The sequence below is a fragment of the Bartonella sp. AC130YNZD genome, assembly GCF_042196865.1.
Classification (GTDB): Bacteria; Pseudomonadota; Alphaproteobacteria; order Rhizobiales; family Rhizobiaceae; genus Bartonella.
Window position 1 is genome coordinate 195,877 of the sequence record NZ_JBHIQZ010000001.1, and the last position, 20,497, is coordinate 216,373.

Annotated in this window: 21 protein-coding genes; 9 read left to right on the plus strand and 12 right to left on the minus strand. The window is 34.8% G+C overall.

Annotation, left to right across the window (positions count from 1 at the left end; genetic code table 11):
• Positions 1-26: 26 nt before the first annotated feature.
• The 5 genes from dnaQ to ACFINU_RS00730 are packed head-to-tail and all read right to left on the minus strand — an operon-like array spanning position 27 to position 3,620.
• On the minus strand, positions 27-734 hold the full coding sequence (dnaQ, locus tag ACFINU_RS00710) for a DNA polymerase III subunit epsilon (protein ID WP_375617455.1): 708 nt from the start codon (positions 732-734) through the stop codon (positions 27-29).
• A 4-nt stretch (positions 735-738) separates the two neighbouring features.
• Positions 739-1,326: a dephospho-CoA kinase gene (gene coaE / locus ACFINU_RS00715; RefSeq protein WP_375617454.1), complete on the minus strand. Its 588-nt coding sequence runs from the start codon at positions 1,324-1,326 to the stop codon at positions 739-741.
• Entirely contained in the window at positions 1,323-2,195 is an 873-nt protein-coding gene (locus ACFINU_RS00720; RefSeq protein ID WP_375617453.1) for a shikimate dehydrogenase, read from the minus strand. Before ACFINU_RS00720 ends, coaE begins: the two co-directional genes overlap by 4 nt.
• Positions 2,188-2,784, minus strand: coding sequence for a Maf family nucleotide pyrophosphatase (locus tag ACFINU_RS00725; protein WP_375617452.1), 597 nt, complete (start codon positions 2,782-2,784; stop codon positions 2,188-2,190). Before ACFINU_RS00725 ends, ACFINU_RS00720 begins: the two co-directional genes overlap by 8 nt.
• On the minus strand, positions 2,781-3,620 hold the full coding sequence (locus ACFINU_RS00730; RefSeq protein WP_375617451.1) for a pyruvate, water dikinase regulatory protein: 840 nt from the start codon (positions 3,618-3,620) through the stop codon (positions 2,781-2,783). Before ACFINU_RS00730 ends, ACFINU_RS00725 begins: the two co-directional genes overlap by 4 nt.
• Positions 3,621-4,169: 549 nt before the next feature.
• Between ACFINU_RS00730 and rho the strand changes: the two genes are divergently transcribed.
• The 6 genes from rho to ACFINU_RS00760 all read left to right on the plus strand — a co-directional run bounded on the left by rho (position 4,170) and on the right by ACFINU_RS00760 (position 11,138).
• A complete protein-coding gene (rho, locus tag ACFINU_RS00735) occupies positions 4,170-5,435 on the plus strand; it encodes a transcription termination factor Rho (protein WP_015857121.1) in 1,266 nt (421 codons plus the stop codon).
• Between the two features lie 31 nt (positions 5,436-5,466).
• Complete coding sequence (gene mnmE, locus ACFINU_RS00740; protein ID WP_375617450.1) at positions 5,467-6,774, plus strand: tRNA uridine-5-carboxymethylaminomethyl(34) synthesis GTPase MnmE; 1,308 nt, start codon at positions 5,467-5,469, stop codon at positions 6,772-6,774.
• Between the two features lie 106 nt (positions 6,775-6,880).
• Positions 6,881-8,749: a tRNA uridine-5-carboxymethylaminomethyl(34) synthesis enzyme MnmG gene (mnmG, locus tag ACFINU_RS00745; RefSeq protein ID WP_375617449.1), complete on the plus strand. Its 1,869-nt coding sequence runs from the start codon at positions 6,881-6,883 to the stop codon at positions 8,747-8,749.
• Positions 8,749-9,396, plus strand: coding sequence for a 16S rRNA (guanine(527)-N(7))-methyltransferase RsmG (rsmG, locus tag ACFINU_RS00750; RefSeq protein WP_375617448.1), 648 nt, complete (start codon positions 8,749-8,751; stop codon positions 9,394-9,396). The genes mnmG and rsmG overlap by 1 nt, the downstream gene beginning before the upstream one ends.
• 6 nt (positions 9,397-9,402) lie before the next feature.
• Positions 9,403-10,200 (plus strand): ParA family protein, encoded by a 798-nt coding sequence (locus ACFINU_RS00755; protein WP_375617447.1) that lies wholly within the window; start codon positions 9,403-9,405, stop codon positions 10,198-10,200.
• Between the two features lie 41 nt (positions 10,201-10,241).
• Positions 10,242-11,138: a ParB/RepB/Spo0J family partition protein gene (locus ACFINU_RS00760; RefSeq protein ID WP_375617446.1), complete on the plus strand. Its 897-nt coding sequence runs from the start codon at positions 10,242-10,244 to the stop codon at positions 11,136-11,138.
• Positions 11,139-11,158: 20 nt separating this feature from the next.
• Here ACFINU_RS00760 and ACFINU_RS00765 read toward each other — a convergent pair whose 3' ends face one another.
• From ACFINU_RS00765 to dapF, 7 genes are all read right to left on the minus strand, one after another.
• Positions 11,159-11,626 carry a hypothetical protein gene (locus tag ACFINU_RS00765; protein WP_375617445.1) on the minus strand — a complete coding sequence of 156 codons (468 nt, stop codon included), beginning with the start codon at positions 11,624-11,626 and terminating at the stop codon, positions 11,159-11,161.
• Between the two features lie 125 nt (positions 11,627-11,751).
• Positions 11,752-12,186 (minus strand): hypothetical protein, encoded by a 435-nt coding sequence (locus tag ACFINU_RS00770; protein WP_375667290.1) that lies wholly within the window; start codon positions 12,184-12,186, stop codon positions 11,752-11,754.
• A gap of 65 nt (positions 12,187-12,251) precedes the next feature.
• A complete protein-coding gene (gene gloB / locus ACFINU_RS00775; protein ID WP_375633636.1) occupies positions 12,252-13,013 on the minus strand; it encodes a hydroxyacylglutathione hydrolase in 762 nt (253 codons plus the stop codon).
• Between the two features lie 62 nt (positions 13,014-13,075).
• Positions 13,076-13,762, minus strand: a complete 687-nt coding sequence (locus ACFINU_RS00780; protein WP_375617442.1) for a septation protein A — start codon at positions 13,760-13,762, stop codon at positions 13,076-13,078.
• A complete protein-coding gene (gene ftsY / locus ACFINU_RS00785; protein WP_375617441.1) occupies positions 13,759-15,003 on the minus strand; it encodes a signal recognition particle-docking protein FtsY in 1,245 nt (414 codons plus the stop codon). Before ftsY ends, ACFINU_RS00780 begins: the two co-directional genes overlap by 4 nt.
• A 14-nt stretch (positions 15,004-15,017) precedes the next feature.
• Entirely contained in the window at positions 15,018-16,301 is a 1,284-nt protein-coding gene (gene mtaB, locus ACFINU_RS00790; protein WP_375617440.1) for a tRNA (N(6)-L-threonylcarbamoyladenosine(37)-C(2))-methylthiotransferase MtaB, read from the minus strand.
• Positions 16,301-17,152: a diaminopimelate epimerase gene (gene dapF / locus ACFINU_RS00795; protein WP_375617439.1), complete on the minus strand. Its 852-nt coding sequence runs from the start codon at positions 17,150-17,152 to the stop codon at positions 16,301-16,303. Before dapF ends, mtaB begins: the two co-directional genes overlap by 1 nt.
• Positions 17,153-17,377: 225 nt before the next feature.
• Here dapF and ACFINU_RS00800 point away from each other — a divergent pair, with 225 nt between their 5' ends.
• From ACFINU_RS00800 to mdh, 3 genes are all read left to right on the plus strand, one after another.
• Positions 17,378-17,923, plus strand: a complete 546-nt coding sequence (locus tag ACFINU_RS00800; RefSeq protein ID WP_375617438.1) for an AprI/Inh family metalloprotease inhibitor — start codon at positions 17,378-17,380, stop codon at positions 17,921-17,923.
• 98 nt (positions 17,924-18,021) lie between these two features.
• Positions 18,022-19,221 (plus strand): cell division protein ZapE, encoded by a 1,200-nt coding sequence (zapE, locus tag ACFINU_RS00805; protein ID WP_375617437.1) that lies wholly within the window; start codon positions 18,022-18,024, stop codon positions 19,219-19,221.
• Positions 19,222-19,510: 289 nt separating this feature from the next.
• The gene (gene mdh / locus ACFINU_RS00810) at positions 19,511-20,473 is read left to right on the plus strand and encodes a malate dehydrogenase (RefSeq protein WP_375617436.1); all 963 of its coding nucleotides are present in this window, start codon (positions 19,511-19,513) and stop codon (positions 20,471-20,473) included.
• Positions 20,474-20,497 lie beyond the last annotated feature (24 nt).

Here is a 20,497-nt window from a genome sequence, read left to right on the forward strand (position 1 = left end):
GTGACTCTTTTAGATAAAAGATGATGTTATTCATGAATTTTGAAGTTTTTCCACAGAGCTTTTTCACCCATTTTGTAGATAAAATCAGCGTGTAACTTTTTTTCTTGCGTACTCAATCTTGAAGGTAAAGCCTGTGGGCGAATTTTAACGGCATAAGATGTATCTTTATCGTTCTGGATATGTTCATCAATACCCCTTCTGTTATCAAAACCCAATACACCTTGTTTTCCACCGATGAGCTCAATATAAACATCAGCTAGAATCTCTGCATCAAGCAAAGCACCATGAAGAACACGATGGCTGTTATCAATTCCAAAACGTTTGCATAAAATATCAAGAGAATTAGGACCCATAGGAAATTTACGCCGCGCCATAGCCAATGTATCAAGAATATTATCAACACTGATAAGCGGTTTGTTGACGCGTTTTAATTCTGCATTAATAAAACCAATATCAAAACTCGCATTATGCGCAATCATTGTCGCGTCTTTGATAAATTCCAAAAATTCATCAACAATATCACTAAAACTTTTCTCGTTTTTCAAGCGTTCATTGGTTAATCCGTGAATTGCTACAACTTCATCAGGAATAATAACGCCTTCAGGGTTTAAATAAACATGAAATTGGCGTCCTGTGAGATAACGATCAACCATTTCTACACAACCAATTTCGATTATGCGATCTTTCTCTTTATCTAAACCTGTTGTTTCTGTATCAAAAATAATTTCACGCATGATTTTAATTCTTTAGCAATTTTTTTATCACATCAAAAACCTGTTGACGGGTATTTTCTAAATCTTTCCCTGTATCAATAATAAAATCAGCACGTTCTCGTTTTTTTTCATCTGGCATTTGTTGAGCATTGATAAAGGCAAATTTTTTCTCATTCATACCTTGGCGAATCATGACACGTTCTTTTTGTATTTCTGGTGGAGCAGAAACAACAATAACGCTATCCACACGACTTTCACCATTTTTTTCAAACAAAAGTGGAATATCAAGAATAACTAATTTTTTCCCTTGTTCACGCGCTATATCAATAAATTTCCCTTCTTTTTCTTGTACCAAAGGATGAATTATTTTTTCTAATTTTTCTAATTTCTCTTTATCATCAATCAAAATTTCAGAAAGTTTCAAACGATTAACTTCACCGTTTTCAACAACACCAGGAAAAATACGCTCTATGAATGACAAAGCTGGCTCACTTTTATAAAGCTGTTTTACTGCTTCATCAGCACTAAAAACAGAAATACCCGCTTGCTTGAAAAAATCAGCAACTGTTGATTTTCCCATAGCAATTGATCCCGTTAATCCTACGATCTTCATTCTCTTTTTTCACTCATATCATCTAAAATGGCTGTCCGTAACGCTTTTGTCACCTGTGGTCTTATTCCAAACCACTGTTCAAACCCTATAACAGCCTGATGTAGAAGCATCCCAAGCCCATCAACCGTCTTGAGATCACAAGCCTTTGCCTGTTGTAAAAAAGGAGTTATCAATGGTGTATAAATAATATCTGTTACTAACGCCGTTTTTTTTGCTTTATGAAAATCACAAAAAAAAGAATCACTTTTTTCTTCTGGAATTTTTATACCAATAGATGTTGTATTAACAATCAAATCAACTTGATGAAGTATTTCATGGATTTTATGCCAATCGTAAACTTTAATGATTTTTCCAAAATGCTGAGCTAAATTATCAGCACGTTGTTTTGTACGGTTAATTAAATAAATCTGTTCAAATCCGCGTTTTTTTAAGGCATATATGATAGCGCGTGCGGCACCACCTGCTCCAAAAACAAGAGCTGTTTCCCCTCCCCAATCAGATGCAAAATCATCAAGATTAGCGCTAAAACCATAGGCATCACTATTCGTGGCACAAAGCTTATCTCCTTCATACCAAAGTGTATTAACAGCACCAATCATTGTTGCTCTCTCATCTTTATAATCTGCTAAACGAAAAGCTTCCTGTTTATAAGGCAAAGTAACATTTCCTCCACAAAAGCCTATTTTTTGTAAAGACGCAATAAAATGACTGAATTCTTCAGATGTTACTTCTTGTGCAATATATTCTCCTTGTAAACCATATTGTTTAAGCCAAAAATTGTGAATTTTTGGCGATTTTGAATGATGAATTGGAGAACCAGCAACAAAAGCACGCGGATAATTTGTTTTTTTTATTGTTAAGTCAACCATCAATAATTCCTAAGTGGCGCAGTTTTATGAGTAGAGGCAGCAAAGGTAAACCAACAATGGTAAAAAAATCTCCTTCAATTTTTTCAAAGAGATGAATTCCTTCTCCTTCAATTTGATATACTCCCACGCTGTTTAAAACATCTTTTCCTACGCGTGCTAAATAACGTTCAATAAATTCTGATGAGAGTAAACGGACGGACATATGTGCACTAAAAGCTTCAACCCAAATTTTTTGACCATTTTTAAATAAAGCTACTGCACTATGAAGAGAATGGGCTTTTCCTGATAACTCACATAAACGTTGATGTGCTTCTTTAATATTTTTTGCTTTGTGAAAAACTTGACCTTCCAAATCAAGAACTTGATCACAACCAATAACGAAAGCATCAGGAAAACGATCTGAAACATTTTTTGCTTTTGCACTCGCAAGAAAACAGCTGAGTTCTTTAGGTTTTTTTTCTTTTGCTTTTTTTTCTACTTCTCTTTCATCAAAAGAAGCTCCTTCAATGGAAAAATTTAAGCCTGCTTTTTTTAATAATTTTGCACGGTAAAAACTAAGAGATGCTAATATTAAAGTATCTGCGTTCATGAGAATTTTCTCTCATTTCCTTCACGAAATCGTGATAACAGTTCAAATATTGCAGCAGCAGTTTCTTCAATAGAACGTCTTGTGACATCAATAATAGGCCAACCAAAACGTTCGCAAATGCGTTTTGCATAGATTAATTCTTCAGCTATGTTGATACGATTTGTATAATTATCAAGAGCAAAACTTTCTCCCAAATCTCGATTTTGGCGGATATGTGAGATTCTTTCAGCTGAAGCAATTAAACCAATAATTAAAGAATTTTTTGCCTCTAAAAGGGATTCTGGCAAATCAATATTAGGAATAAGAGGAATATTAGCCGTTTTTATTCCGCGATTTGCTAAATAGATACTTGTTGGCGTTTTAGAGGTTCTTGAAATTCCCACAAGGATCACATCTGCTTCGGATAAGCTACTGGAAGACTGTCCATCGTCATGCTCTATTGTAAAATCCAGTGCCTCAATACGGCGAAAATAATCTGCATTAAGATCATGTTGTGCGCTCGCACGTAAATGTGTTGGCATTCCAAGGTAAGACTGAAAAGCATTTAAAACAGGATGCAATATATCAATACAGGGAACTTTCATTTTTTTACACCTTTTTTGAAGGAGAAGTTTAAATTCTTCATCAATCATTGTGTAAAGAACAATACCTGGCTCTTGTTGTATTTCATTAAGAGCTTTCTGTAACTGTATTCTATTACGAATCATAGGATAGATATGCTCTGTTGCCTGAATCATTGCATATTGCGATGCTACAGCTCTTCCAACAGAAATTAATGTTTCTCCTGTTGCATCAGAAAGCATGTGTAAATGAAAGAATTTTTTTTCTTTTGTCACAAAAATTTTAACTCCTTGTTAAGACATGTGTATATATCCTCACCGTTTTTTATAAAACTAAAATTTATGAAAAATTCTCCTTTTTTATGCACAAATTAAATGCTTGTGATAATTTAATCCCTCTTATAAAAAAAGAGGGGATAATATCTTTAAGATAGTGATATTTTTATTCTTTTTTCAGTTCCTTTTGTGGATAAAATTGAGGATAAATAATAATCCACACTAAACACAGTTATAAATAAGAATAATCTTTTCTTTAATATAAATTTATTAATATAAATTTCTGTAAAAAATACTTTTGAATAGCATTTCATTAATGCTATAATTCTAAATCACATTTTTGTTATTAAAATAATTAAATACTATTTGGATTTTATTTTTTCAAGTTTTTCATATAATTACTTAATATTACAGGAACAAATTTCATATAAATGGTACTTGCAGATTAAAAAAATTGAGTGTAGGATATTTTTTCTTAATAATATTTCACTCATAAATTTCCATAAATTATTTAGAAAATCTTCTCCTTAATTACAAAGAGCATATTTCATGCAAAAAATGAAACTACAAGAACTTAAAAGCAAAAATCCCGTTGAGCTTGTTTCTTTTGCTGAAACATTAGAAGTTGAAAATGCCTCCCTTATGCGCAAACAAGAATTAATGTTTGCTATCTTGAAAAAACTTGCTCTACAAGACGTTGAAATTATAGGAGAAGGTGTTGTTGAAGTTTTACAAGACGGATTTGGATTTTTGAGATCTGCTGATGCTAATTATCTTCCTGGTCCTGATGATATTTATCTTTCACCTGCACAAATACAGTCGTTTTCTTTAAAAACAGGCGATACAATTGAAGGACCCATACGCAGTCCAAAAGAGGGAGAACGTTATTTTGCTCTCCTTAAAATTAATACAATTAATTTCGAAAAACCTGAAAAGATTCGTTATAAAATCCACTTTGATAATCTTACTCCTCTTTATTCAAATGAACGTTTCCAAATGGAAATACAAGATCCTACAGAGAAAGATATGTCATCACGCGTGATTGATTTGATATCTCCATTGGGAAAAGGACAAAGAGGGTTAATTGTAGCTCCTCCTCGAACGGGAAAAACAGTTTTACTTCAAAATATTGCTCATTCTATTACCACTAATCATCCTGAATGCTATCTCATTGTTCTTTTAATAGATGAACGACCAGAAGAAGTTACTGATATGCAGCGTTCAGTAAAAGGAGAAGTGGTTTCTTCTACTTTTGATGAACCAGCAATACGTCACGTACAAGTGGCAGAAATGGTTATTGAAAAAGCCAAACGTCTCGTTGAATATGGGCGTGATGTTGTTATTCTTCTCGATTCTATTACACGTCTTGGGCGTGCATATAATACAGTTGTTCCTTCTTCGGGTAAAGTTTTAACAGGTGGTGTGGATGCAAATGCCCTCCAGCGTCCAAAACGTTTTTTTGGTGCAGCACGTAATATTGAAGAAGGCGGATCTTTAACCATTATTGCAACGGCTTTGATTGATACAGGAAGTCGTATGGATGAGGTTATTTTTGAAGAATTTAAAGGAACAGGTAATTCGGAAATTGTTCTTGATCGAAAAGTTGCTGATAAACGTATTTTCCCTGCCATGGATATTTTAAAGTCAGGAACGCGTAAAGAAGAACTTCTGGTAGAACGACAAGATTTACACAAAATTTTTGTTCTTCGTCGTATTTTAGCATCTATGAATGTAACAGATGCAATTGAATTTTTGATTGATAAATTAAAGCAAACAAAAAATAATAGTGAATTTTTTGATTCAATGAATACGTAGAGTCATTAAAGTTTTTATTAGGATAAAACCTGTGGATACAATCTTTGCTGTTTCGAGTGGATTGTTACCTTCAGGGGTTGCAGTCATTCGGCTTTCTGGTCCTCATGTTGTGGATATAGTTAAAACGCTTTGTGGTCGTTTACCTAAAGCACGTTTTATGTATTATGGAAATCTTACTGCTCGTGATGGTAGTTTTTTAGATTCTGGTTTAACTGTTTTTTTTCCTGCTCCTCATAGTTTTACGGGGGAAGATTGTGCAGAATTCCATTTACATGGAGGAAAAGCAGTCGTTAATCGTTTTCTCGATGAATTGTCGACATTTTCTGGATGCCGTATTGCAGAGGCAGGTGAATTTTCACGTCGTGCTTTTATGGAAGGAAAATTAGATCTTGTTCAAGCAGAAGGTCTTGCTGATTTAATAGAAGCAGAAACGGAAAGCCAACGGCGTTTAGCTGTTATGGGTACAAGTGGACATTTAACGACGCTTTATCGTGATTGGCGTCATAAGCTTATGAAGGCGCGTGCTTTTATTGAGGCAGAACTTGATTTTGTTGATGAAGCAGATATTCCCAACGCAATATCTGATAAAGTTTGGAAAGATGTTGAGGATCTTTGTACTTCTATTCGGGAATATATTACTGAAGGAGAACGTGCGAGTATTTTACGTGATGGATTAAAAATTGTTATTGCTGGTGCTCCAAATTCTGGAAAATCAAGCATTATGAATCGTCTTTCAGGAAGATCTGTTGCTATTGTAACGGAAGAAGCAGGAACAACCCGTGATGCTTTAGAAATGAGAATTATTCTTGGTGGTTTACCTATTTTTTTAACCGATACTGCTGGTTTTAGAAAAACAGAAAATAAAATAGAACAGATGGGAATAGAAGTTGCTAAACAGCATGTTATGGAAGCTGATTTGGTTATTTTGGTTTATGATATAGGAAATCCTAAGCAAGTTGATTTACCAGAAACATCGGCTGAAATATGGTGTGTTGGCAATAAGCTTGATCTTTATGAAAAAAATGATCAGCGTTGGTCTATACAATTTTCCGCATTAACTGGTTTAAATTTTGATTATTTTATAAAAGAACTTGAATCATTTTGTCATTATCGTGCTTCTGAAATTGGAAATATTGTTCCAGCACGTAAAAGGCAACTTCAATTATTAAAGCAGGCTGTTAAAGAGATTGAATTTTCTCTTAATTATCATTCTCTTGATCTCAGTTTACGTGCAGAACATCTCCGTTGTGCAAGTGATTTTCTTGGGAAAATTACAGGAGATATTGATGTTGAAGATTTGCTTGATATTATTTTTTCAGAATTTTGTGTTGGTAAATAATGATTCACGTGAAACATTGATTATTTCATAGACAGATTATAAAGATTATGTAATTTATATCCTGTTTCACGTGAAACCTTATAATATTTTCTACGGAATGAATTGAATGCAATCATATGATGTTGTTATTGTTGGTGGTGGTCATGCTGGCTGTGAAGCGTCTTCAGCTTCAGCACGTTTAGGAGCCAAAACAGTGCTTGTTACACATAAAATATCAGCAATGGGAACAATGTCGTGTAATCCTGCTATTGGTGGACTTGGAAAAGGGCATCTAGTTCGTGAAATAGATGCGTTAGATGGTCTTATGGGAAGAGCAGCAGATGCTGCTGGAATTCAGTTTAGACTACTTAATAGACGTAAAGGACCGGCAGTAAGAGGACCACGGACACAGGCAGATAGACAACTTTATAAAAAAGCAATTCAAAAATTATTAAAAGAACAAGAAAATCTTACTCTTATTGAGGATGAAGTTATTGATCTGGTTGTTAAAGATAATTGTGTATCAGGTGTTATTTTAAAAAAACAAGGAACAATTTTTTCTGGTGCTGTTGTTTTAACAACAGGTACATTTTTAAATGGCTTTATTCATATTGGTAATAAAATATGGGCTGCTGGTCGTATGGGAGATCAGTCAAGTGTAAAACTTGCTGAACATTTGAAAAAATATCATATAAAACTTGGACGATTAAAAACAGGAACCCCTGCTCGTTTGAGTAAAAAAACAATTGCTTGGGAAACTCTCCAAAAACAACAAGCAGATGAAAATCCCATACCCTTTTCTCTTTTAACAGAGAAAATTGAACAACCACAAATTGAATGTGCAATAACACGTACAAATGAGAAAACACATCAAATTATTCGCGAGAATATTTATCGCTCTGCTTTATATTCTGGAAATATTGAAGGGTTAGGACCACGTTATTGTCCTTCTGTTGAAGATAAAATTGTGAAATTTGGAGAACGTGATGGACATCAGATCTTTCTGGAACCAGAAGGATTAAATGATGATACTGTTTATCCAAATGGTCTTTCTACTTCTCTTCCTGAAGATGTACAAATTTCTCTATTGAAAACCATTGAAGGATTGGAAAATGCTATAGTTTTGCAACCTGGTTATGCTATTGAATATGATTTTGTTAATCCACAACAATTAACGAGAAACTTAGAATTACGTTCTTTACCGGGTTTGTTCTTAGCAGGCCAAATTAATGGTACAACAGGATATGAGGAAGCAGCAGCACAAGGACTTTTAGCTGGATTAAATGCTGCACGTAAAGTAGGTAAATTAGATGAAATACTTATAAGTCGTTCTACTGCTTATATTGGTGTTATGATTGATGATTTAGTTTCACGTGGTGTTTGTGAACCTTATAGGATGTTTACATCACGTGCTGAATTTCGTTTATCTTTACGATCTGATAATGCTGATACGCGTTTAACACCTTTGGCACAAAAATGGGGTATTGTGAGTAAAATACGTTGGGAATGTTATCAGAAAAAACAACAACGGCTTGATCAAGCACGATCAATATGTCAAAATCTTTTTTTAACACCCAATGAAGCTTCTGCTCATGGATTACATGTTAATCATGATGGAATTCGGCGTTCGGCTTATGATTTTCTTGCTTATCCTCATATGACCTTAGAGCGTCTTTCAAATTTTTGGCCACAATTACAAACAATTGATTCTAAAACAGCAGAATCTTTAGAAATTGAAGCACAATATGCGGTTTATTTAGATAAACAAGCACAAGATATTGCCTCTCTTCAGAGAGATGAGCGTTTAGAAATTCCTTCTTCTCTTGATGTTCAGGCAATTTCAGGTCTTTCAAATGAAATTAAATCAAAAATTCAAGAAGTGTCGCCGCGTTCAATTGCTGATGCACAAAAAATTGATGGCATGACACCCGCCGCGTTATCGCTTATTATTACACATATTCAACGTCAACGACGTGAAAAGGCTAAAACAGCTTAATGAATTTTTCTACAGAAAAAAAATATCAACAATTATTAAATATTGTTCCTTCTGTTTCACGTGAAACGATGGAAAATTTAATTCAGTTTGAGTCTTTAATACTTCAGTGGAATACACATATTAATTTGATATCTGCTACAACTATACCAGATCTATGGACACGACATATTCTAGATTCAGCACAAATTTTTCCTTTGTATGCTCATTCTTTACATTGGTGTGATTTAGGATCAGGAGGAGGTTTTCCTGCAATTGTGATTGCTATCTTTTTGAAAGAAAAAAAAACAGCACATATTAATCTTGTTGAAAGTAATGGGAAAAAAGTTGCTTTTTTACGAACAGTTATTGCTCAACTTAATCTTCCAGCAACGGTTTATCACGCTAGAATTGAAGATATATATCAAAAAATTCCCATATCTGATATTATAACGGCACGGGGATTAGCGCCGCTTGATACTCTTTTACAACTCATTTTTCCTTTATTAACAGAAAAAACAATAGCTCTTTTGCAAAAAGGTCGGGATTACACTACAGAAATAAAAAATGCCTCTGCCAATTGGCACTTTGATCTGTTAAAACATAAAAGTAAAGTTGATGAAAATTCTGTTATTTTGGAAATTTCTCATATTCGATCATATAGAGGGTAGAGCAAAATGAGCGAAACACGAATTATCGCTATTGCAAACCAAAAGGGTGGAGTCGGAAAAACAACCACAGCAATTAATCTTGCTACAGCTTTAGCGGCTATTGGTGAAAATGTCCTTATTATGGATGTTGATCCACAAGGTAATGCTAGTACAGGTTTAGGGATTGATCGTAATAGTCGTCCTTTATCTTCTTATGATGTTTTGGTTTCGGGCGTTTCAATTACACAGGCGGCTTTAAAAACAGCCGTACCCAATCTTTATATAGTTCCCTCTACACTTGATCTCTTAGGTGTGGAAATGGAAATTTCTTCATCAAAAGATCGCATACAACGCTTACGTAAAGCTCTCTATGATGATCCGGAAATGGAAGAAAAATTCAATTATATTTTAATTGATTGTCCTCCCTCCCTTAATCTTTTAACACTTAATGCTATGGGGGCTGCGGATTCTGTTTTAGTGCCTATGCAGTGTGAGTTTTTAGCACTTGAAGGTTTAAGTCAATTACTTGAAACAGTAAAACAAGTGCGATCCGTACTTAATCCATCTTTAGAAATCCAAGGTATTGTTTTAACAATGTATGATGGACGTAATAACCTTTCAAATCAAGTTGTTGAAGATGTACGTTCTTTTATGGGAGATAAAGTTTATCGTACTGTTATTCCACGAAATGTAAGAGTATCAGAAGCGCCTTCTTTTGGCAAACCTGTATTGCTTTATGATCTTAAATGTGCTGGAAGCCAAGCTTATTTGCGTCTAGCATCAGAAATGATTCAACGTGAAAAACAAGCACGTGCTGCTGCTTAAAAATGTAAAAAATTTTGTAAGAAAATTCAAAGAGCAAAATTATGAACGATGATCTATCAAAAAAAAGACTAGGACGTGGATTAGCGGCATTGATTGGAGATATCAATTTAAACAACAATATTGCACGTTCATCAAGCTTTGATAAATTAAATGAATCCGGTAGTATTTCTGAGCGATTTATTTCTATTGAATCTATTTCATGTAATCCTCATAATCCTCGGCGTCATTTTACTGAAACAGAGCTTGATAATTTGACACAATCAATTCGTCAACACGGTGTGGTTCAACCAGTTATTGTGAGGCCTTTAAGAGATCATCCTCATCGGTTTGAATTGATTGCGGGTGAACGGCGCTGGCGTGCAGCACAACGTGCAAATTTAAGTCAATTACCCGTTATTATTCGTGATGTGGACGATAAAACGGCTTTGGAATTGGCAATTATTGAAAATGTTCAACGTGCAGATCTTAATCCTATCGAAGAAGCAAAGGGATATGAGATGCTTCTAAATGAACATGATTATACGCAAGTAGATTTAGCGCAAGTTATAGGAAAGAGCCGTAGTCATGTTGCAAATACGCTTCGTTTGTTAAAACTTCCAGAAAAAGTACAACAATTCTTAACTGATGGACAACTTTCTGCAGGTCATGCACGTTGTCTTATAACCGTTGATGACCCACAAAATTTGGCTGAGAAAATTATTAGTGAAGGGCTTTCTGTACGTCAAACAGAAATACTTGCATATGAGCAAGCTAATCCTAAAACTAAAAAACGTACCAATTTGGAGAAAGATGCTGAAACAAAATCTTTAGAAAAATTACTTGCAGATGTGATAGGAATGAAAGTTATTATTCGACATGGTAAAAAAGGTGGAGATTTAAAAATACATTACTCTTCATTAGAACAATTAGATGAAATTTGTCGGCGTTTACAAAGTTAATCAATTGTTCTAAAAATTTTTTAACAGTTATCTTTTAAAATTTTTATTATTCTATACATATGCTCTTTAGCAAATTCTATATTGCTTGGAGGTAAAAAGTTTTTTTCATAAGTAGAATTTCCTTCATTAGTAAGTACATACAATGTCGCTTGAAGTGCTAGGTGAGCAATAACAAACTCTTTCGGTGTTATATTATTTTCTTTTAAAATATTCACAAGTTTTGGATTATTAGAAATATAGGCAGCGTATTTTTCAATATTATCATTATAATTATTGAAATCACTTTTTTTATTTGTTTGTTCTGGTTCTGAAGATAAATTTTTACATTCTATTTTGATTTTTTCCAGCTTTAAAAGAAGATCTTCCGTTAAGGGATAATTTGCAATGAAAGTCGGTATAAAAGAAAGATCATCTATTTCTTGTTTTTTTTCTTGAGCGTATGATGCAAAAGGAAAAATGAAGAAAAAGCACAATAGAAGTTTAAACATGACTAAAAATTATCCTTTCTTTTTTGAATTTCAATAAATATTTTTTCGTCTGTTATTCTTTATTTTTATAAAAACATTTGTTAAATATAATCGAAATAAACCCAATTATAATGTGTCATAGCTGATTAGTTGCTCAAAATGAGTTTTTCACAGTTATCTAAAAGAATTGTCGCTTTAAAAAAATGTTTTTTAACAAATTCAAGATTGTTTAGAAATATAGTATTTTTCTCAGTAGAATATTCCTTTTCAGGTACAAATATGAGAAGCGTTGATATTTCTTTAAGAGCTAAGGTTCCTGAAGCAAACTCTTTCGGTGTTATATTATTTTCTTTTAAAATATTTACAATTTTTGGTTTACTAGAAATATAGGTAGTGTAATTTTCAATACTAGATTGGATACTAGAATCATAAGTTATAAGATTATTTTTTGTTTCTGGAAGTAAGTTTTTACATTCTATTTCAATTTTTTCCAGCTTTAAAAGAAAATCTTCCGTTAAGGGATAATTTGCAATGAGAGATGATATAAGAGAAGAATTATCTGTTTCCTTTTCCTCTGCCATTGTTTGTTGAATATGTATCACGAAAAGAAAAAGCAGGAACAAACGTAATACGAACTTACGCATAGTTAAAAATTATCCTTTCTTCTTCGAATTTCAGCAAAGACTTCTTCATCTGTTTCTTCTTCCATTACAAGGTTTCTTCGCAACACACTATCATCCCAGCGGAGAAAGGGGTTGGTGGCTTTTTCTTGCCCTAAGGTTACTGGTAAAGTCATAGCGTTTTTTGCACGTAGCAAAAAAACTTCCTCTATTCTTTGGTGGAGTTTTTTATTATGTGGGTCAATTGTTAGTGCGAAAAGAGCGTTATTTTTTGTATATTCATGTCCACAATAAAGAAGTGTTTCATCAGGAAGTTTACGAAGTTTTTTTAAAGAATTCAGCATTTGTGTTGGTGTTCCTTCGAAAAGACGTCCACAGCCCAATGAAAAAAGTGTATCTCCAGCAAAGAGTAAATTCTTTTCAGGAAAATAGTAAGATAATGCGCCTAGAGTATGACCAGGTGTTGAAAGAGCTAAAAGAAGGTGTGAGCCAAAAGAAAAACTTTCATCAGGTTGAAGTGTTTTATCAAGATGATTGATCTTTTCTTTTTCTGCTTCTGGTCCGATAACCGTAGCGTTGTAAACTTGTTTTAATTCTGATAGGGCTTCTACATGGTCGTGATGATGATGAGTTACAAAAATAGTGTTAAGTGTCCAATTGCGGCGCTTTAAGGCATTGTGAATCGCTTTGCCTTCAGGAGCATCTATTGCAGCTGTCATACCACTTTTTTCATCATGAAGGAGTACACCGAAATTGTCTTCTCGACAAATAAACTGTTCAATCAACATATTTTTTCTCGTGAACAGTGTTTGGCGATGAATCTATAAAATAATCGGTAGTGATGATTTTTTTAAGAATCAGATTTGTCCTCTTCTGTAAAAAGTCCTTTTGAATGTTTTATAATTATAGGCATTTGGGTAAGCATGAAAAGGACTGTTATAGGCATGACGCCAAATACTTTGAAACTTGTCCAGAAATTATCGCTAAAATTACGCCAAATTATTTCATTCAAAATGGCAAGAAAAATGAAAAAAAACGCCCAACGATAGGTAAGTTTTTGCCAACCTAAATCATCAAGTTTTAAGGTAGAATCAAGAGCATAACGTAAAAGTGGTTTTTTAAAAAACATCCCACCAAAAAGTATAAAAGCAAATAAGCTATTAATGATTGTTGGTTTCATTTTTATGAAAGTTTCATTATGAAGCCAGAGAGTTAGAAAGCCAAAAACTAAAACAAATATTCCTGAAATAAGAGGCATAATAGGAATTTGTCTTGCAAGGATCCATGATAAGCTTAGGGAAATAATAATAGCCACCATAAAAATAGCTGTCGCAGGGAAAATAGGCTTACTAAAATTTTGAAAAAATCCAATGTTTTTTATCAGCCATTCTCCCTTATAATTGGCAAAAAAGAAGGCAACCAATGGACCCATTTCCAAAAAAAACTTAAGTGTTGGTGAGAGAGAATTATTATTATTATTATTCATCTTTTTTTCAGAATTATTGTGTAAATTAAGATTAGATAAAGGCTGTTTCATGCGTGTTTTCCTGCAATAGTTTCGGCAAAGTCAGAAGCAGAAAAGGGTTGAAGATCTTCAATATCTTCTCCTATACCGATAAAATAAACGGGTAATTTATATTTTGCTGCGATAGCGACAAGAATTCCTCCTCGTGCAGTCCCATCTAGCTTTGTCATAACTAAACCATTAACACCAGCAATATCACGGAAAATGTCCACTTGGTTGAGTGCATTTTGTCCGGTTGTTGCATCAAGAGTTTGAAGGATTGTGTGGGGTGCTTGGGGGGTGTGTTTTTTTAAAACACGAATAATTTTTGCCAACTCATCCATTAATTCAGATTTATTTTGTAAACGCCCTGCTGTATCAATAATTAATACATCACTGTTTGTTTTTTTTGCTTTTTCATAAGCATCAAATGCTAAGCTGGCGGCATCTGCACCCAATTTTGTCGAAATAACAGGAGAATTGGTACGTTCACCCCAAATGTGTAGTTGCTCAATAGCGGCGGCTCGGAAAGTATCACCAGCTGCCAGCATAACTTTTAATCCCCCTTCTGTTAATTTGGCTGAAAGTTTTCCAATAGTTGTCGTTTTTCCAGTGCCATTTACACCTACCAGCAAAATAACATGAGGTTTATGGCTGAGATCAAGTTCTAATGGTATTGCAACAGGTTCCAGAACTTTTTTGACTTCATCAGCTACAATAGTATGAATATCATCTGGAGAGAGGTTTTTTTCGTAACGACTGGAAGCTAAAATATTTGTGATGCGTGTTGCCGTCTCTACACCTATGTCAGCTTGGATAAGAATATCTTCGAGCTCTTGCAATGTATCTTCATCAAGTTTTCTTTTAACAAAGAGATCGCCAATTGATCCGCTTAGGCGTTGTGAAGAAAGGGATAGGCCTTTTTTAAGGCGCCCAAACCACGCTGTCTTTTTTTGTTCAACAGAAGGTTCAGATAAAATTTCTTCATTCTTTTTTTCACGGATGTTGTCTGTGACAATAATTTTACCAGAAAAGGGAATTTTATCAGAATGGGATTCTAGAAATGGAGATTTTTCATCATATTTTGTAAGTATTGACTCTGGATTTTTTGTTTGTTCTTTTTTTTCTGTGTCTATAGAAATTTGATTATTTTTTGTCTTTTCATTATTTTCTTCTATTATATCGCTTTTATCAGGAATAGAAATCTGTTGTTCAATTTCTTGCTCTTGAGATTTGTTAAAAGAGAATATTTTTTTTATAAAAGATTTAGTCATAAGAATTCTCCTGCTCAAGCAGCGTTTAATTTTGGAGGGACAGCAATCAATTTATCGCCATCATGATCAACGATAAGGGCTTGAACAATTGTTCCTGCTTTTGCACCTTTAACTTGTACAAGAGTATAATCTTCTGTTCGTCCGATTTCATCTTTTTCAACGAGAATTGTTTGTAGACTGTTTTGTAAATGAGCAAGATGCTTTTGGTAAGCCATATAACCTGCTTTACGCAATTTTTCAGCACGCAGCTTAACTATTTTACGGTTGATTTGTGGCATACGTGCGGCAGGTGTTCCTTCTCTTGGACTAAAGGGGAAGACATGGAGATGGGTTAAATTACAATCTTTGATTAAGGCAAGACTATTTTGAAACATCTCTTCTGTTTCTGTAGGAAAACCAGCAATTAAGTCGGCACCATAAACCATTGTAGAACGTTTGGCACGCAATTCTTGGCAAAATTGAATGGCATGTTCGCGCAGATGACGCCGTTTCATCCGTTTTAAAATCATATTATCACCTGCTTGCAAAGATAAATGCAAATGGGGCATGATTCTTGTTTCATAAGCTAAAAGATTTATGAGTTCTTCGTCTGCTTCAATAGAGTCAATAGATGAGAGGCGTAATCGGGCTAAATCAGGGACATGATGCAAAATAGCTGAAGTTAATTTTCCTAGAGTAGCTTTTCCAGGAAGATCGTGGCCATAACTTGTAAGGTCAACACCTGTAAGGACCACTTCTTGGATACCCCCACCTATCAGCTTTTTAATTTGTTCTATGACAGCACCCATGGGAACTGAACGAGATGGTCCTCGTCCATAAGGAATAATGCAAAATGTACAGCGGTGATCGCATCCGTTTTGTACCTGTACAAAAGCGCGGGTGCGCTCTTGCATTGCACTGACCATATGTGGAGCAATTTTTTGTACTTCCATAATGTCATTGATATGCACCTTTTCAGAATGATTAATACCAAAATCAGGAAGTTGACGATAAGAATGAGCGTGAAGTTTATCTTCGTTTCCTAAAACAAGATCTACTTCTGTCATTGAGGCAAAATTTTGTGCTTCTGTTTGGGCTGCACACCCTGTTACAATGATACGCGCATGAGGATTTTCACGTCTTGCTTTGCGGATAGCTTGTTTTGCTTGTCGTACGGCTTCGGCAGTGACAGCACAGGTATTAAAGATAATAGCACCATCTTTAAGCTGATCTAGCCCTGAAGAAGTACTTTCTTTGCGAATGATTTCCGATTCGTAGCTATTAAGTCGACAACCAAAAGTTACAATTTCTATTGCCATCAGGAGTGATCCTTTTTGTAGCACCCTGTTAAAGGGCTTAAAAAACCACTAAAGTGATATTTAATTGGTCCTGTCATGATAATATGATCGTCTTCTCGGTAAAAAATATTAAGTGTTCCCTTTGGTAAATTTACATCAACATGGCGCTCTGTAAGTCCACGACGATAAGCAGCCACTGCACTTGCACAAGCAGCACTCCCACATGCTTGTGTTAATCCTGCCCCTCGCTCCCATGTACGTAAATTTAGACTTTTCTTTGACGTCATGCAAGCAATGGAAATATTGCATCGTTCGGGAAACAGGGGATCATGTTCAAGTTTTTGCCCATATTTTTCTAATGGAATATGTTGAATATCATTTTCAACAAAAAAGATAGCATGGAGATTGCCAATGGATATGAGACAAGCATCTTTTAGGGGACCAGCCATAATTTCTACGTGATTGGTATCAACTATTTCACGTGAAACAGGCATCTCTTTTGCATTGAAATTTGGGCATCCCATATCAACAGAAATGAGATTATCGGTTTGGTATTTTCCTTCAATAATTCCAGCGGGAGTTTCTAAATGAAATTTTTCACCAAAATTGTGATCTTTAAGCCATGCGATGACACAGCGGGTACCATTGCCACAAGCTTTAGCCATTGATCCGTCGGCATTCCATATTTCTATGCGGAAGTCGACATTTTTTTGGGTTGGTGCGTGGATAGCCATGATTTGATCAAAATGCATTTCAGGATCTGCTGACAAAGCAAGGATTGCTTGTGGTGTAAGAGCGTATGTGCTTTCACGCATATCAACAACAATAATTTGATTTCCAAGACCGTCCATTTTGCTAAATGGCGTTTTCATGAAACTTCTCTATTTCTAATGATTACTTATAAAAAGATATATGACTGAAAATATTATAAATTTCTAGTGTTTAATAAATATAAAATTGGGTACATAAATTATTTCTTTTAAAATAAGTGATTTTAACCTGTTTTTTTTAATTTGTTAATTTATCTTTGTAACTATAACAAATATTCGCTTAATTTTTTTGTGAACTTATTTATTGTCGTGGGAGAGAGTACAGACATGGCGTTTTCAAAAGTTTCGTTTTTCGTTGCACTATCAACTGTAATATTTTTAGGGGGGTGTTCAACAACACGGTTTGATGGTAATGACGATGGTAACGCATTAGAAGTTTTTTATCCATCTCAACAAATGACAATATTAGAAGCGTCTGATCTGTCGTCTACTTCTTCGTCTATATCTGAAGATGCAAACGCTCCGATGTATGAAAAAGGAGATTCTCAGAGCGATGGACGAATGGCTAGTCTCGAATTGCCAAGCAATGCCACTGATTTATTTCCTGCAAGTATTGCTGGGGTATGGAATCTTTCTATGGGAGGAAAAGTTTGCCGGATTGCAACTCCACAAACAAAGTTTGGACAAGGGTACCGTGCTGGTCCTTTACACTGTCCAGGAATTGCTTCCCAAGTGAGATCGTGGGCTGTTAAAGGAAAAAGATTATATTTTTATAATAACTCTGGACGTGTTATCCTCGTTCTTTATTCTTCAAATGTTGATCGTTTTGAGGGACGTACACTTGATGATCATCCCGTTATTTTAAGTCGTTAAATCATTTTTGATCGTTTATGACAAACTAAACTAGACGGACAGATTCTTGAAAAGTATTTGTATTTTTCATTGAGATCGGTTTGAAAAAGGTTTTTTGGATGATTCTCGTTTCAACACGTTATAAGGAGCTTGTCGCTAAAGGAGAGGTTTGTTTTGATCCCGCTCAATTAGCTATAACAGAATATTTTGATCATTTATTAAAAAAAATTGCGGAACAAAATATCTCTCATCCTTTGCCTTGGATATTTTGTTCTTTCTTTAACAGAATATTTAAAAGGAAAAAACAAAATATTTCTTGCGTTGTAAAACAAGGAGATGAAACAGTTTTTTTTCAGGGACTGTATATTTATGGTGAAGTAGGACGGGGCAAAACCATGCTGATGGATTTGTTCTTTTCTTGTTTGCCTAAAGGTCATAAAAAGCGTGCCCATTTTAATGATTTTATGGCTGATGTGCATGAGCGTATTAATTCTTATCGTCAAGCATCTGGGTGTACAAAATTTAAACAAGATAATCCTATTTTAGCTGTTGCTAAAGATCTTGCACGAGAAGCAAAAGTACTTTGTTTTGATGAGTTTAGTGTAACGGATATTGCTGATGCTATGGTATTGGGGCGGCTTATTTCTGCTCTGTTTGATAAAGGAATTTTCTTTATTGCGACTTCAAATGTGGCGCCGGATAACCTTTATTGTAACGGTTTGAATCGTGAGCTCTTTTTGCCTTTTATTCAAGTTTTGAAAGCATATGTTCATGTTGTTAATCTTGATGCAAAAACAGATTATCGCCTTGAAAAATCAAATCTACAACAGATGTATGTATCGCCGTTGGGGGTCCAAGCAAATAAATATATGGATCAAGCATGGGCACTTGTATTGCAAGGACATAAGGAGATGTCTGATGAGCTTTCTATAAAAGGGCGCTTTATTCCTATTCCGCGCTTTGGTGCAGGATGTGCTCGTTTTGATTATGGGGATTTATGTGCAAAGCCTTTGGCCGCAGCTGAATATTTGTTATTAGGAGAGCATTATCATACGATTTTTATTGATAATGTACCGGTCATGGATGATACATGTCGCAATGAAACAAAACGGTTTATTTTGCTTATTGATATTCTTTATGAGCGGCATATACGGTTGCTTATGTCGGCAGCCGCAGGGATAGGGGATTTGTATAAAGGGCATGCGCAGATTACGGAAACATTTGAATTTCAAAGAACACAATCACGTCTTTTCGAAATGCAAAGCTACGATTATTTAAAACTTTGGGAAGAACATTTTCTTTTGAAGAAGAAGCATTGATTATACTTTTACCTTTACGTAAACTGTCAAAACAATAACTTTTTGAAATTAAAGAAATATAATAATTCTGTTGTATTTTTTTTAAATTCACTTTATCGATACATCGTGATAATTTTCTAATAGTTGTTTCAGCGGAGGGTTGTTGTTTCTGTAAGGAGATAAATTTGTAAATTTCATTTCTTTACTCCTTTTTATGATATTGTTTGAATATGGTTGAAGTCAAAAATATTCAGTATACGGACGTTGATTGGGTGTGCGCTGAATGATCTAAAAGTTAGGAAAAAATAAAATGGCACGGAAAAAAATAGCTCTCATTGGTTCAGGTATGATTGGTGGTACTTTAGCACATATTATTGGGCTTAAAGAGCTTGCTGATGTGGTCTTATTTGATATTACAGAAGGTGTGCCACAAGGTAAGGCTCTAGATATCGCCGAATCTTCTCCCGTTGATGGTTTTGATATCAGTCTAAAAGGTGCTAATGCTTATGAAGCAATTGAAGATGCTGATGTTGTTATTGTAACAGCAGGTGTTGCGCGAAAACCTGGTATGAGCCGTGATGAACTTTTGGGCATTAATTTAAAGGTTATGGAACAAGTTGGAGCTGGAATTAAAAAATACGCTTCTTCAGCGTTTGTTATTTGTATTACCAATCCCCTTGATGCGATGGTGTGGGCATTGCAGAAATTTTCAGGTCTCCCTACACATAAAGTAGTTGGTATGGCTGGTGTTCTTGATTCAGCGCGTTTTCGTCATTTTTTATCTGAGGAATTTAAGGTCTCTATTAGAGATGTGACAGCGTTTGTTTTAGGGGGGCACGGTGATACAATGGTTCCTCTCGTGCGTTATTCAACAGTTGGTGGTATTTCTTTGCCTGATCTTATAAAGATGGGCTGGACAACACAGGAAAGAATTGATCAAATTATCCAGCGTACCCGTGATGGCGGTGCAGAGATTGTTGGTTTATTAAAAACAGGTTCTGCTTATTATGCACCAGCAGCTTCTGCTGTTTCTATGGCTGAGGCCTATCTAAAGGATACTAAGCGTGTTGTGCCTGTTGCAGCTTATCTTTCAGGAGAATATGGGGTTAATGATACCTATGTTGGGGTACCTGTTGTACTTGGTGCAGGTGGTGTTGAACGAGTCATTGAAATTGATCTTGACAAAGAAGAAAGAGGTGCTTTTGATCATTCAGTAAATGCGGTTAAAAAGCTTTGTGAAGCTTGTATTGCTCTTGTACCTAGTCTCAAGTAAATTGAACAAGATTTAATTCATTAA

Excerpts from the sequence above, each read along its gene's own strand:
- rsmG (WP_375617448.1), top strand. The coding sequence starts at position 8,749 with ATGAATTTTTCTACAGAAAAAAAATATCAACAATTATTAAATATTGTT.
- ftsY (WP_375617441.1), bottom strand. The coding sequence starts at position 15,003 with ATGACTAAATCTTTTATAAAAAAAATATTCTCTTTTAACAAATCTCAA.
- dnaQ (WP_375617455.1), bottom strand. The coding sequence starts at position 734 with ATGCGTGAAATTATTTTTGATACAGAAACAACAGGTTTAGATAAAGAG.
- zapE (WP_375617437.1), top strand. The coding sequence starts at position 18,022 with ATGATTCTCGTTTCAACACGTTATAAGGAGCTTGTCGCTAAAGGAGAG.
- ACFINU_RS00780 (WP_375617442.1), bottom strand. The coding sequence starts at position 13,762 with ATGAAACAGCCTTTATCTAATCTTAATTTACACAATAATTCTGAAAAA.
- ACFINU_RS00760 (WP_375617446.1), top strand. The coding sequence starts at position 10,242 with ATGAACGATGATCTATCAAAAAAAAGACTAGGACGTGGATTAGCGGCA.
- ACFINU_RS00755 (WP_375617447.1), top strand. The coding sequence starts at position 9,403 with ATGAGCGAAACACGAATTATCGCTATTGCAAACCAAAAGGGTGGAGTC.
- mnmG (WP_375617449.1), top strand. The coding sequence starts at position 6,881 with ATGCAATCATATGATGTTGTTATTGTTGGTGGTGGTCATGCTGGCTGT.
- rho (WP_015857121.1), top strand. The coding sequence starts at position 4,170 with ATGCAAAAAATGAAACTACAAGAACTTAAAAGCAAAAATCCCGTTGAG.
- ACFINU_RS00725 (WP_375617452.1), bottom strand. The coding sequence starts at position 2,784 with ATGAACGCAGATACTTTAATATTAGCATCTCTTAGTTTTTACCGTGCA.
- dapF (WP_375617439.1), bottom strand. The coding sequence starts at position 17,152 with ATGAAAACGCCATTTAGCAAAATGGACGGTCTTGGAAATCAAATTATT.
- ACFINU_RS00800 (WP_375617438.1), top strand. The coding sequence starts at position 17,378 with ATGGCGTTTTCAAAAGTTTCGTTTTTCGTTGCACTATCAACTGTAATA.
- mtaB (WP_375617440.1), bottom strand. The coding sequence starts at position 16,301 with ATGGCAATAGAAATTGTAACTTTTGGTTGTCGACTTAATAGCTACGAA.
- mdh (WP_375617436.1), top strand. The coding sequence starts at position 19,511 with ATGGCACGGAAAAAAATAGCTCTCATTGGTTCAGGTATGATTGGTGGT.
- gloB (WP_375633636.1), bottom strand. The coding sequence starts at position 13,013 with ATGTTGATTGAACAGTTTATTTGTCGAGAAGACAATTTCGGTGTACTC.
- ACFINU_RS00765 (WP_375617445.1), bottom strand. The coding sequence starts at position 11,626 with ATGTTTAAACTTCTATTGTGCTTTTTCTTCATTTTTCCTTTTGCATCA.
- coaE (WP_375617454.1), bottom strand. The coding sequence starts at position 1,326 with ATGAAGATCGTAGGATTAACGGGATCAATTGCTATGGGAAAATCAACA.
- ACFINU_RS00720 (WP_375617453.1), bottom strand. The coding sequence starts at position 2,195 with ATGGTTGACTTAACAATAAAAAAAACAAATTATCCGCGTGCTTTTGTT.
- ACFINU_RS00770 (WP_375667290.1), bottom strand. The coding sequence starts at position 12,186 with ATGGCAGAGGAAAAGGAAACAGATAATTCTTCTCTTATATCATCTCTC.